Source organism: Erysipelothrix urinaevulpis (genome assembly GCF_009828835.1).
GTDB lineage: Bacteria > Bacillota_I > Bacilli_A > Erysipelotrichales > Erysipelotrichaceae > Erysipelothrix > Erysipelothrix urinaevulpis.
The window spans coordinates 20,913-33,157 of sequence record NZ_WTTB01000009.1 but is presented as its reverse complement, the minus strand read 5'-3'; the positions used below and the strand labels follow the sequence as shown (position 1 = coordinate 33,157).

Genomic DNA, 12,245 nt, shown 5'->3' with positions numbered 1-12,245 from the left:
AGATATTCATGAAGATTGGCAATCGAGTTCAAGACAGTATATTAGTTTTACTGAATCAACAAAAAAGTGGATTGGTTAGATCCACTTGCTGACATAATGAATTTTACACAAGATTATGGACTTGACTAAATTATTGCTAGAATAGTGTTATTATAAAGATAGATAAAGGAGGCTTATCATGAAATTTCCAAAAGGTTTTTTATGGGGTGGTGCAACTGCAGCAAACCAATGCGAAGGTGCGTACAATGTCGATGGACGCGGTTTAGCTAATGTTGATGTTATTCCGTATGGTGAGGATCGTTGGAAGGTTGCGACCGGTAAGAAAATTGTTGAGGGATTTGAAGAGAATGTTTATTATCCAGCACAAGAAGGTATTCGATTTTATGAAAATTACCAAGAAGACATCGCTCTTTTTGCGAAGATGGGTTTTAAAACATTTAGAATGTCAATTGCTTGGTCAAGGATTTATCCCAAAGGGGATGAACATCAGCCTAATGAAAAAGGATTACAATTCTATGAAAATATATTTAGAGAATGCCAAAAATATAACATTGAACCACTGGTTACGATTACTCACTTTGATTGCCCTATGCATTTAATCAAGGAATATGGTGGTTGGCGAAATAGAAAATTGATAACATTTTATGAAAGACTGGTCAGGACGTTGTTTACTCGATTCGATGGACTGGTGAAATACTGGTTGACATTTAATGAGATCAATATAATTTTACATGCTCCTTTTATGGGTGCAGGATTAGAATTGCATGAGGGCGATGATGAAAAGTCAGTTAAATATCAAGCAATTCACCATGAGTTGATTGCAAGTGCAACAGCGAGTAAAATAGCGAAAGAAATTAATCCAGACATAAAAATAGGTTGTATGCTTGCGGCTGGGTCAACTTATCCTTTAACCTCTAATCCAAAAGATGTTTGGGAAGCAAAACAGATGGATCGCCAAAATTATTTCTTTATCGATGTCCAATCACGAGGCTACTATCCATCCTATGCGTTAAAAGAATTTGATCGTGAAGGATTATCAATCGTTATGGAAGAGGGAGATGAAAAATTATTAAAAGAGAATACAGTTGATTTCATTTCATTTTCCTATTATATGTCAAAAGTCGCAACAACAGACAAGGAACTTAAAAAATCAAGTGGCAATATGTTCAACGCAGTTAAAAATCCTTATCTTGAGGAAAGTGAATGGGGATGGCAAATTGATCCCTTAGGCTTTAGAATAACACTGAATGAATTATATGATCGTTACCAAAAGCCTCTCTTTGTAGTAGAAAATGGATTAGGAGCAATTGACCACCCTGATGAAAACTTCTATGTGGAGGATGATTATCGAATCAATTATCTTCGAGATCATATTGAGGCAATGCGTGATGCTATTAATATTGATGGTGTTGATGTTATAGGATATACTACCTGGGGACCCATTGATTTGGTCAGTGCTTCAACAGGAGAAATGAGCAAACGTTATGGATTTATTTATGTTGATAGGGATGATCAAGGGCGAGGAACCTATCAAAGAAAAGCTAAGAAATCTTTTTATTGGTATAAAAAAGTGATTGAAACAAATGGAGAGGATTTATCGTAATATGAAAAAAATATACTTTGCAAGTCCACTGTTTTCTACAATGGAACTTAACTATAATCAAATGGTCGTGGAAAAAATTAGAACTGTGTATCCGAATCTTGAGGTCTATTTGCCTCAGGAACAAGGGGAAATTAACGACAAGAATGCCTATGCAAATTCTATGATGATTGCGAAGATAGATACGGATGCTCTATTAGCATCAGATTTACTGATTGCAGTTCTTGATGGAATTAGTATTGATGCAGGAGTGGCAAGTGAAATTGGTGTTGCTTATCAAGCGGGCATTCCAATTATTGGCTTGTATAGTGATTCAAGGCAACAAGGATTTGATAACCAGGAGAAGTTAAGTGCATTGTCAGAATTAGGGGAATCTCAGTTCTCATATGTGAACCTTTATACAGTAGGGCTTTGTAAACTAAATGGTGAACTCGTAGCGAATGAGGAGAATTTAATTTCTGCAATAAAAAAATACATTTAAAAAAGCAAACTTTTCAAAGTTTGCTTTTTAATTACTTAATATATGCCTTGAACATCCAAAGGTTTTTGCCTAGTTCTTGGGATACGGCGGTGAAATAATCAGCTGTACCTGGATCTTCAACCGCTTCAGCTAATTTAACTAAACGAAGTGCGAGCTGATTCATATGCTCAAAATCAACAATTAGTTTCTCGAAGCCTTCTTTCGCTGTAATCCAATTTGCATCAAGTTCTTTAATGGATGTTTTTGCAAGAACTTCTTTTAAATTAGGAACGGGTTTTGCTCCGATTACAAGCAAACGCTCTGCAATCTCATCGATTCGTTCTTCGGAAGCCTCATAATATTCATCTAGTTTCTCATGAATTGGGAAAAAACCATCACCTTTAATAAACCAATGGAAGTTATGGATTTTCATACCTAAAACAATTTGATCCGCTAGGAACGTATTCATTTCTTCATACAAGTTATTAACACTAGTCATATTGATTATAGTCCTCCTTCTATAATATTATTATAGCACTTTATGTTTTAAATAAAAGCAAGGAGGATGAGTGTAAACAATAATTGAGAGATTTATTTTTACAAACTGTCAAGATGTGTTATAATTTTAATATTAAGAGTAGTAAGGAGGCTATTATGAAAACAATCAACAAAGTACTAGCAGTATCAGCAATTGCAGTAGGAACAGCGTATGTCTTAAAGAAAGTCTTGGAAAAAGATATTATCCAAGATAAATTTAAAGAGAAAGACGCCATGGCTTATCTCAAAGAAAAGTACGGAGATGAAGCTTTGGATGGAAAGAAGATTTTAATTGTGAGAGATGAAGATCATCCAACTAAAGCAACAATAGCGAAAGATGTTGTTGACTACTCAATACACAAAGAAGACTAAAGTCTTCTTTTTTTGTGGGGTAATTGTGTGAAGTTTTCTAATATTTCTCGATGGTTTGTATGGTATTATGATTAGGAAGCATATCTTAAGGAGGAATACGAATGAGAGAAGTAGTCATAGTATCGGCTGTTCGGACCCCTATCGCAACATTCAATGGGTCATTTGCTAAACTCAGCGCAGTTGATTTGGGGGAGATTGCGGTTCGTTCTGCTATTGAAAAAATAAACCTTGATAAAAATAAGATTGATGAAGTAGTCATCGGAAATGTACTCCAAGCTGGTCTTGGACAAAATCCAGCAAGACAGATTGCAATAAAAGCAAATATTCCAGTGACAGTGCCTTCCTATACCGTTAATAAAGTGTGTGGGTCAGGCCTTAAAGCAATTCATCTTGGAGCCCAATCAATTTTACTTGGGGATGCAGAAATTGTCGTAGCTGGAGGAACAGAAAGCATGAGTCAAGCTCCTTACCTTCTACCACATGCACGAACCGGGTTACGTATGGGAAATAAGGAAGTTGTTGATACAATTATTCATGATGGATTAACGGATGCATTTTCTCATCAACATATGGGACTAACTGCTGAGAAGCTTGCGGATAAGTTTGGGCTAACTCGTCATGATTTAGATGATTACGCGCTAATTAGCCAAAGTAGGGCAGAAAAAGCAATCAAAAGTGGACGGTTTACAGATGAAATAATACCTGTAAAACTCAATGATAATACAATTATAGATCATGATGAACATCCCAGATTTGGTATGACAAAAGAGAAACTAGAACGTTTAAAACCTGTATTTAAAAAAGATGGTTTAGTCACAGCTGGTAATGCTTCTGGAATTAATGATGGAGCAGCAGCAGTTATTTTGATGAGCGCAGAGAAAGCAAAAGAATTAGAACTTCCTGTATTAGCAAAAATAGTGTCATTTGGAACGGCAGGTGTTGAACCTGAATGGATGGGGCTAGGACCAATCCCAGCAACAAAGAAAGCTTTAGAAAAAGCTAAATGGAGCATGGAAGACATAGATTTAATTGAAATTAATGAATCATTCTCAGCGCAAGCCTTAGCGGTTATTGAAGAATTTGACGTTGATATCAACAAAGTTAACGTGAATGGTGGTGCCATAGCATTAGGTCATCCAATCGGTGCAAGTGGGTCAAGAGTTGTTGTGTCACTTGTTCATGAACTCATAAAACAAGATAAACATAAAGGTTTAGCGACCTTGTGTATCGGTGGTGGACAAGGAATTACGATTTTAATAGAAAAACCTTAATATAGTGTGGTAAAATACATATATTGAGTTTACGCCCGTGGCGCAACGGATAGCGCGTTTGATTCCGGTTCAAAAGGCTGCAGGTTCGATTCCTGTCGGGCGTGCCATATAGAAAAGAAAAAGAGCTCTGTGGAGCTCTTTTATTGTATTTAACTTAAGCCTAATAGCTTAACGCATAAAATAACGAAGGGTAAAGCAATGAAAGTTCTAACGATAAAGACCATCAACACATCTTTAAAGCTTTTCACAACCTTTGTTGATGTTAATAAAGATGCGATTTCTGACATGAAGACAATTTGAAGAATACTCATGGCAGCAATTATAAAACGACTTTCAACACTGACAATATCTTTTCCAAGGATAACAGGTAGATAATTATCAGCGAATCCTGACATAATCGCACTGGCACTTGCTGCAGGCTCTGAAATATTCGCTGCATTTAATATCAATTCAATTGGGTAAGAAATCCATTGTAGAATTGGTGTATAAATTGAGGTAATGAGAGCAAGGGTTCCCCAGCATACAATAATGGGTTGTAACCACATGACATAGAATAGCATGTTATTAATTTTGCTTGTAAAGTTTTTTAAAGTAACTTTGTCAGCTCTTTTTAATGCTTGGTTGTAAGCATAGGTTAATTTTGATTGATTAACATTTTCTTCTTTTACGACAGGGGATGTGGTGCTACCATCAACATATGTATCAGGGTAGTTTGATATGGGTGGGATTCTTACACCAACCATTGCGACAATAACACCAACGAGTGTAATGACAAGGAAAAGCGGAACAAAATGATCCATGATACCAAAGACAGAGCTAACTAATACAATCCATCCAACACTTGATGTTGAAAATTGTGAACCGATAATAGCGGCTTCTTTAACGGTATAATAACCTTCTTCAAAGAGATTTTGTGTTGCTAATATTGCGGCATTACCCGGTCCTACCCAAGCGCTAATGATACTGACCGCGCCCATTTCTGATATTTTAAAAATCGGTTTAACAACAAATCCGATAAGTTCTCCCAAGAATTCCATGGCACCACATTCTAAAATAAAAGTCTGTAATAACAACATGAATGGAACAAGAACTGACAATTGTGTTGCAAGGCCAAACATACTAGAGCCTGTATCGGCTGAAATGATGAATTCGGGTCCAATCTTAAAATAAACTAAAACACAAATGAGTGCACCTAGAAAACGATTAACAATATAAAAAGGTGATGTTGATAGAATATTTTTAAGTATTTTATTGTTGCGTATAAATTTAGGCTTTACAATTGCATCATAGAGAGAGCCCACAGCACTTAAAATCATCAATACCATAATGATAAATCTTAACTGTGCATTAAATTGATTAATCAATAACTTTAGGTAATAAAAAAGTACGGTATCCACAGTTCCATTAAAATTGAATGGAATTAGAACGAGTAATATTCCTAAAAGTGTTCCTCCGATAAATACGATTGAATTACGAACTGATCTTTTTTCTTGCATTCTTATTGTCCTCCAAATTTAATCTGATTAGCGAGTTCTTTTAACATGGTTTTTGAGTGATTAAGTTTTTTACTTTCATCGTTATTCATGGGTATATTTAAGTGTGTTTGAGCTCCAGAGCGGTTGATGAGAGTGGGTAAACTTATATAAATATCTTCACCATCGTCAGTTTTCGTTAAACTTGAAACTGGTAAAATAAGGTTTTCATTTCGAATGATTGCTTTTGTTACTTTGGATATTGCTGTCGCAACACAGTAGGCATTCGGACCTTTCATTTCCCAAACATCAAATGCAGTTTGTCTTACTTCGTCTTCAAGGTTTGTAAAGTAATCAGATGCTAATTGAATATTATTGAGTTTTGCATAGTCTTGAATTGATAGACCAGCTATGCTTGTTTTTGACCATAACACGACTTGTGAATCTCCGTGTTCTCCTACAACTTGACTAGAAATGTTTTCTGCTGACACCTTAAAATCTCTTGATAATAGGTAACGAAGACGGGATGTATCAAGCATTGTTCCTAATCCAATGACTCGTTCTTTAGGTAATCCAGACACTTGGTAAGTAATGTATGTTAATAAATCAACAGGGTTGCTGACAACTAATAAAGTAGTATTTGGACTGTAGGCTAATATTTGTGGAATAATTGATTCTAAAATAGCTGTGTTTTTTTGAAGTGGAATTAAACGTGATTCACCCACCACTTCAGGAACACCAACAGTAATGATAACGACATCTGAATCGTTACTTTGGGAATAATCACCACTTGAAACATTAATTGAATGACTTAAGGGTATACCATGCATGATATCTAAAGCTTCACCCTTTGCTTTTTGTTCGTTGATATCGATTAATGTGATTTCATTGATCCATGATTCTTGTGATAAAGCAAATGCAGTTGCAGCCCCAACAGCGCCTGCACCAATAATAGAAATTTTTGACATTCTTTCTTTCCTCCTATATAACGGAACACCGTTCCAAATTAAAATAACATGAATATTTGTTTAGAAAACACCAAGTTTATTAAATAGGCATGAAATTTATGATATATTGAAGAAAGAAGATGTTTACAAGAGATGTATGTGAAATACTTAGCAAATTGTATAAATTAGTTAAATGGAGGTACATAATGAGTGACACAATAAAAACAATAGAGAATGCCTTTGATGTTATTGATCTTTTAGAAGCACATGAGAAAATGGGAGTGGGTGAAATTTCCAGTAATCTTGGGCTTGCGAAAACAACGACACATCGAATTCTTAAAACGTTGGCGAGTCGTGGGATAGTAGATCAAGATGACCAGGAACGTTATACATTAGGCTATGGCATGTACAAATATGCACGCGGTATCAATCATCACAATTTACTCATCAATCTTGCACGTAAACCAATGAAAGAATTTGCTAAAAAAACAGGAGAAACCCTTAATCTTGGTGTACTTGTTGATCAAGAAGTGATTGTCATACACTTTGAGGAGGGTGAATTTTATGCACTTCAACCGACACTATCTGTGAATTCGCCATTAAATTGTTCGGGAATGGGTAAGATATTCTTGAGTGAATTTGATGATGATGCGTTAGCAAGTTACTTTTCAAATGAGTTTAAACAAAGGACTATAAACACAATTACAAGTAAACAGGCATATTTAGAGGAGAAACAAGAAATTTTAGACAAGCGTTTAGCTTATGACAATGAAGAATATGAATACGGTTTATCTTGCATTGCCACATGTATCTTGGATCATGACGATAAGGTGATCGCTGCGTTGAGTATCTCAGGACCAACATCACGATTAAGATATAAACAAATGAATAACTTAGCGAAAGCATTACGAGCGGCAGCTCAAGAAATCAACCAAACAATCAAAAATCAAGTACAATAGATAAAGGTAGGTGGTCTTTAATGAAATCATATTTTACAGTAAAAAGAATTGGGATAAAGCAATCGCTGGTGGGGCCCTCAGAAGATGATATTGTATTAAGTGAGATTCAAATGGACTATAACACGATCATTATGAGTCCTGAATTTAGACGACTTCAAGACAAAACTCAAGTTTTTCCCTTAAGCCGCGGGGATTTTGTTAGAACACGTCTAACCCATTCTTACGAGGTATCCATTATTGCTGAACAAATTGCGAGATATTCGCTAATTTATCTGAATAAAACACAACCGTCCTTATATGACTGGAGTGATAAAGATGCAGAGCGCTTTGTTGAATTGACAAAAACCGTTGGTTTGATCCATGATATTGGCAATCCACCTTTTGGTCATTTTGGTGAAGAATGCATTCGTAATTGGTTTGAAGAAAATCGTCGAAAAGTCATTCATATTGATAAAGATCTACAAAAAATACGCTTGATGAATTACATCAATTCCACGACAGTGGACTATCCTTTATACGAAGATTTTTTAAATTATGATGGGAATGTCCAAGGATTAAGAGTTGTTTTGCGTTCACATCCTTCAAGCGGTGCACAAGGAATGAATTTAGTTAAATCACTCACTCATTCAATGATTAAATATCCCTATGATTCTCAAACAGCGAAAGAGAATAATCTTGTAAAGTTTGGCTACAATTATGCAGAAAAAGATCTTTTTAAACAAATTGTTAGTGAAACTCAAAGTAAAAACCCTCGCCATGTGGTTACGTATATCCTAGAAGCAGCAGATGATATAGCCTATCGAACTGCCGATATAGAAGATGCATTAAATAAACGAGTCATAACAGTGTTTGACATCCGTCATTATCTTAGAGAATATCTAGATCTTGATAACAAGTATGATTTTAGAATTTATGAATCCTTTATGGATTTCTTTGATGACGCAGTTGCGGACGAGAGTGTTGCGTTAGAACTGGTTCGTTTGTGGCTTTACGATGTCCGAATCTTACTCATGAAACACGTTGCTCATCAATTTGCGGAAGATTTCAACGATATTATTTCAGGCAATGTTTCTAAATATGAATTAACAGAGCACTGTTATGGTAAGAATTTCTTTATGTTCGCGAAGAAATTAACACAAGAAAAAATCTATGATAATGATAGTGTCTTAGATTTGGAAGTAGCAGCAAAAGCTTGTATGTATGATCTATTAGATTTGTTTGTTGATGCAATGATTGCCTATGATTCGAATATTAAAGTTACCAATACAGATGGTCAGTATGTCGATTTAAAACCGACGTATTATCAAACTAAATTAATAAAATTGATTCCTAAAGAATATTTAAATGTTTATGAAAGTGAAAAAACAAGTGATGAACAATATAATCTTTATTTACGAATTCTATGTGTCTTGGACTATGTATCGAGTATGACGGATCGTTTTGCCTATGAAAAGCGACGAATTGTCACAGGACTTGGGTCAGGGATATAAAAATACAAGCGATTTAACTCGCTTGTATTTTTTTTATTCTCTAAATTGAGCATTATATAAAGCAAAATAAGCCCCTTGTTTTTTCATAAGGTCATCGTGGGTTCCTTCTTCTGATATTCCAGTTTCGTCGACGACAATAATCCGTGTGGCATGTTTGATGGTTGCGAGTCGATGAGCAATCATAAGTGTCGTCCTTCCTTTGGCTAAGGAGGACAAAGATTCTTGAATGATGGCTTCAGTCTCAGTATCAAGAGCAGATGTGGCTTCGTCCAAAATTAAGATGTCGGGATTCTTTAAGAACATGCGAGCGATTGCTAGACGTTGTTTTTGTCCACCAGAGAGCTTTACACCACGTTCCCCGATAATTGTATTGATGCCATCGGGCATGTCGTTGATTACTTTTTCTAAGTGGGCTAGTTGGACCGCTTGCATAATTTCTTCATCTGTTGCGGATAGTTTTCCATAGGCGACATTTTCTTTAATGCTTCCAGGGAATAAAAAGACATCCTGTTGAACGATACCAATTTGTGTTCGTAAAGAATTTAAAGAGATGTCTTTAATATCGGTATCATCGATTTTGATCGAGCCATTGTCAACGTCATAAAATCGGGGTAGTAAATTACAAATTGTCGTTTTTCCTGCACCACTGGGTCCAACAAAAGCAATAATTTCACCTTTTTCAATCGTAAGGTTAAGCTTATTCAAGACCTTTGTTCCATCGCTGTAAGAAAACGATACATCGTCATATTGAATTGCATTGTTGATGGTTGTAAGTTCAATGGGATTCTCTTTATCATGAATGGCAATTGGTTTGTCAATTTCCTCGACAAAGCGTTTGAACCCAGCAAAACCTTTTGGATAACTTTCGACCATATTATTGATTTTTTCGATTGGTCGAATGAAAATGTTTGATAGAAGAATAAAACCTACAAAGTTTCCGTTTGTAATTTCACCATTAATTGTAAAGTAAGCACCAAAGAGTAATGCAAATAAATTCATTAAACGCATCAATAGGTAGTTAAATGTTGAACTAACAGCCATCGTTTTATAAAACTTGAGTTTGGATTGACGATATAAATTATTTAATCGTGAGAAATTCTTCTTTTCATGATCTTCATTTGAAAAGGCTTGAGTCACTCGAATCCCACTGACACTTGCTTCAATACCAGCATTAAACTCACCTAAGTTATCAAAAATTTCAGTGTTTACACGTGTCATTTTTTTATTAAAGAATATCATGGCAATGGTTATGAAAGGTACAAGAAAACCTGTAATAATAGCAAGTTTGGGGTGAATTTGAAACATTAAGATAAATGAACATGTCAAGGTCATAATTGTAATGAATACATCTTCAGGACCATGATGAGCTAATTCAGAGATTTCAAACAAATCCGTCGTTAATCGGGTCATAAGCTTCCCTGTTTTTTGATTATCGTAGTACTCAAAAGGTTGCTTTTGTAAATGACCAAACAGTTCTTCTCGCATATCGGTTTCGATGTTAACACCAAGTTTATGACCGAAATATACTACGATATATTGTAGTCCAGTGTTAATGATATAAAAACCTAGAAGACTTAAAGAAACGAGAACAACTAATTTTAAATCTTTCGAGGGCATTATTTTATCAATCACTTGATTAACAATCACAGGGAATGATAATTCTAAAATCGCTGCAATGATTGCACTGGTAAAGTCTAAGATAAATAATTTTGTATAGGGCTTATAATAAGAAAAAAATCGTTTAAACATAAAAACCTCCTCATAGAAATAAAAGCATAATACTTATGATACCATGCTTTTACTAAGAAGGCTGTGAATATTGAGAAAGTTAAAATTAAGACTATGTTATAATTAAAACATAAGATCAATAGGAGGTATTTATGGAAAAAGCAATTACAATTGGATTACAGACCTCAAAAGATATTCAAGATTCAATGGATGAGTTGGCTCGTCTTGTTGAAGCGGCAGGGGCGACTGTTATCGAATCAGTCATTCAAAAAAGAGATAAAACAGAAGCTCGAACATTGTTTGGACCAGGTAAAGTTCTGGAAATCCAAGCCTTAGTCGAAGAACTAGAAGCAGACTTAGTCGTTGTTAATCATGAATTAAGTGGTTCACAATTAAGAAACTTAGAAGAAATCATTGAATGTAAAATAATCGATAGAACAAATTTAATCTTAGACATATTCGCCTCAAGAGCAACGTCAAAAGAAGGTCAACTTCAAGTAAAACTAGCTCAGCTGCAATACCGTCTTCCACGGATCATTGGTTTTAGTGATTATCTATCGCGTACTGGTGGTGGAATTGGAACTCGTGGTCCTGGGGAACAAAAATTAGAAACAGATCGTCGTCATGTTGAACGTGAAATCCATGCGATAAAAAAACAATTGAAAACGGTGGAAAAACAACGAGAAACAAAAAGAAAACGTCGAACAGAATCACAAGTTCCTATTGTTAGTTTTGTTGGTTATACCAATGCTGGTAAATCAACGTTAATGAATCAATTAATGGTAAGTGAAGAAGAAGTCTTTGTAAAAGATATGCTATTTGCGACCTTGGATACCAGTTTGCGTAAGGCTGAATTACCACAAGGAGAAATTGTTTTACTCGCCGATACAGTCGGATTTGTTTCTGAGTTACCAACAGCACTGATTGAAGCATTTAAGAGTACTTTAGAAGAAATCAAAGCATCAGATATTATTGTTCATGTTCTTGATGCGAGTCATGACGATGTTGAATTACAGATGAGTACAACCAACAAAATACTTGATGACTTGGAAATAAAAGATAAGAAAATACTGACTGTCTTTAATAAAATGGATCAAGTTATTTCACCTGAGGTATTTGTTGATGAAACGGGCCAGAATAATAAACTGTATATTTCAGCGTTATCGAAGAAAGATATCAAATCTGTCTTAAATAAAATAGAATCAATGTTGCATGAGCAGTATGTAACAGCAACCTTATTTATACCTTTTGAAGACTATAGTTATTATAATATGATTGCATCTAAACACATTATCACAGATGAAAAACACAATGATTCAGGGACAATAATTGAAGTTAAATTAGATGAGCTTGCCCTCAAACCATTTGAACGGTTTAAAATGACTAAATAGCCAATAAAAATAAATCTT

General features: G+C 35.0%; 11 protein-coding genes and 1 tRNA gene. 8 read left to right on the top strand and 4 right to left on the bottom strand.

Annotated elements, in window-relative coordinates; translation table 11 throughout:
* The first annotated feature begins 178 nt into the window (after positions 1-178).
* Both GVV10_RS08795 and GVV10_RS08790 read left to right on the top strand, forming a co-directional pair.
* The gene (locus GVV10_RS08795; RefSeq protein WP_159521778.1) at positions 179-1,603 is read left to right on the top strand and encodes a 6-phospho-beta-glucosidase; all 1,425 of its coding nucleotides are present in this window, start codon (positions 179-181) and stop codon (positions 1,601-1,603) included.
* Between the two features lies 1 nt (position 1,604).
* Positions 1,605-2,081: a nucleoside 2-deoxyribosyltransferase gene (locus GVV10_RS08790; protein ID WP_159521776.1), complete on the top strand. Its 477-nt coding sequence runs from the start codon at positions 1,605-1,607 to the stop codon at positions 2,079-2,081.
* 31 nt (positions 2,082-2,112) lie between these two features.
* Here GVV10_RS08790 and GVV10_RS08785 read toward each other — a convergent pair whose 3' ends face one another.
* Positions 2,113-2,559 carry a Dps family protein gene (locus GVV10_RS08785; RefSeq protein WP_159521774.1) on the bottom strand — a complete coding sequence of 149 codons (447 nt, stop codon included), beginning with the start codon at positions 2,557-2,559 and terminating at the stop codon, positions 2,113-2,115.
* Between the two features lie 155 nt (positions 2,560-2,714).
* Between GVV10_RS08785 and GVV10_RS08780 the strand changes: the two genes are divergently transcribed.
* The 3 genes from GVV10_RS08780 to GVV10_RS08770 all read left to right on the top strand — a co-directional run bounded on the left by GVV10_RS08780 (position 2,715) and on the right by GVV10_RS08770 (position 4,347).
* Positions 2,715-2,969, top strand: a complete 255-nt coding sequence (locus GVV10_RS08780; protein ID WP_159521772.1) for a hypothetical protein — start codon at positions 2,715-2,717, stop codon at positions 2,967-2,969.
* Between the two features lie 101 nt (positions 2,970-3,070).
* Positions 3,071-4,240, top strand: coding sequence for an acetyl-CoA C-acetyltransferase (locus GVV10_RS08775; RefSeq protein ID WP_159521770.1), 1,170 nt, complete (start codon positions 3,071-3,073; stop codon positions 4,238-4,240).
* A gap of 31 nt (positions 4,241-4,271) precedes the next feature.
* A tRNA-Arg gene (locus tag GVV10_RS08770) sits at positions 4,272-4,347 on the top strand.
* A gap of 42 nt (positions 4,348-4,389) precedes the next feature.
* Here GVV10_RS08770 and GVV10_RS09505 read toward each other — a convergent pair.
* Together GVV10_RS09505 and GVV10_RS08760 are read right to left on the bottom strand one after the other, a co-directional pair.
* Complete coding sequence (locus GVV10_RS09505; protein ID WP_159521768.1) at positions 4,390-5,736, bottom strand: YjiH family protein; 1,347 nt, start codon at positions 5,734-5,736, stop codon at positions 4,390-4,392.
* A 2-nt stretch (positions 5,737-5,738) separates the two neighbouring features.
* Positions 5,739-6,680, bottom strand: a complete 942-nt coding sequence (locus tag GVV10_RS08760; protein ID WP_159521766.1) for an L-lactate dehydrogenase — start codon at positions 6,678-6,680, stop codon at positions 5,739-5,741.
* 185 nt (positions 6,681-6,865) lie between these two features.
* On the opposite strand from GVV10_RS08760, the gene GVV10_RS08755 reads away from it, so the two are divergent.
* Positions 6,866-7,618 carry an IclR family transcriptional regulator gene (locus GVV10_RS08755; protein ID WP_159521764.1) on the top strand — a complete coding sequence of 251 codons (753 nt, stop codon included), beginning with the start codon at positions 6,866-6,868 and terminating at the stop codon, positions 7,616-7,618.
* Between the two features lie 20 nt (positions 7,619-7,638).
* Positions 7,639-9,108 (top strand): dGTP triphosphohydrolase, encoded by a 1,470-nt coding sequence (gene dgt, locus GVV10_RS08750; RefSeq protein ID WP_159521762.1) that lies wholly within the window; start codon positions 7,639-7,641, stop codon positions 9,106-9,108.
* 33 nt (positions 9,109-9,141) lie between these two features.
* Here dgt and GVV10_RS08745 read toward each other — a convergent pair whose 3' ends face one another.
* Complete coding sequence (locus GVV10_RS08745) at positions 9,142-10,857, bottom strand: ABC transporter ATP-binding protein (protein ID WP_159521760.1); 1,716 nt, start codon at positions 10,855-10,857, stop codon at positions 9,142-9,144.
* Between the two features lie 131 nt (positions 10,858-10,988).
* Here GVV10_RS08745 and hflX point away from each other — a divergent pair, with 131 nt between their 5' ends.
* Positions 10,989-12,227: a GTPase HflX gene (gene hflX / locus GVV10_RS08740; RefSeq protein WP_159521758.1), complete on the top strand. Its 1,239-nt coding sequence runs from the start codon at positions 10,989-10,991 to the stop codon at positions 12,225-12,227.
* The last annotated feature ends 18 nt before the right edge of the window (positions 12,228-12,245 follow it).

Coding starts and splice junctions, on each gene's coding strand:
- GVV10_RS08785 (WP_159521774.1), bottom strand. CDS start 2,559: ATGACTAGTGTTAATAACTTGTATGAAGAAATGAATACGTTCCTAGCG.
- GVV10_RS08745 (WP_159521760.1), bottom strand. CDS start 10,857: ATGTTTAAACGATTTTTTTCTTATTATAAGCCCTATACAAAATTATTT.
- GVV10_RS08775 (WP_159521770.1), top strand. CDS start 3,071: ATGAGAGAAGTAGTCATAGTATCGGCTGTTCGGACCCCTATCGCAACA.
- hflX (WP_159521758.1), top strand. CDS start 10,989: ATGGAAAAAGCAATTACAATTGGATTACAGACCTCAAAAGATATTCAA.
- GVV10_RS09505 (WP_159521768.1), bottom strand. CDS start 5,736: ATGCAAGAAAAAAGATCAGTTCGTAATTCAATCGTATTTATCGGAGGA.
- GVV10_RS08795 (WP_159521778.1), top strand. CDS start 179: ATGAAATTTCCAAAAGGTTTTTTATGGGGTGGTGCAACTGCAGCAAAC.
- GVV10_RS08760 (WP_159521766.1), bottom strand. CDS start 6,680: ATGTCAAAAATTTCTATTATTGGTGCAGGCGCTGTTGGGGCTGCAACT.
- GVV10_RS08780 (WP_159521772.1), top strand. CDS start 2,715: ATGAAAACAATCAACAAAGTACTAGCAGTATCAGCAATTGCAGTAGGA.
- GVV10_RS08755 (WP_159521764.1), top strand. CDS start 6,866: ATGAGTGACACAATAAAAACAATAGAGAATGCCTTTGATGTTATTGAT.
- GVV10_RS08790 (WP_159521776.1), top strand. CDS start 1,605: ATGAAAAAAATATACTTTGCAAGTCCACTGTTTTCTACAATGGAACTT.
- dgt (WP_159521762.1), top strand. CDS start 7,639: ATGAAATCATATTTTACAGTAAAAAGAATTGGGATAAAGCAATCGCTG.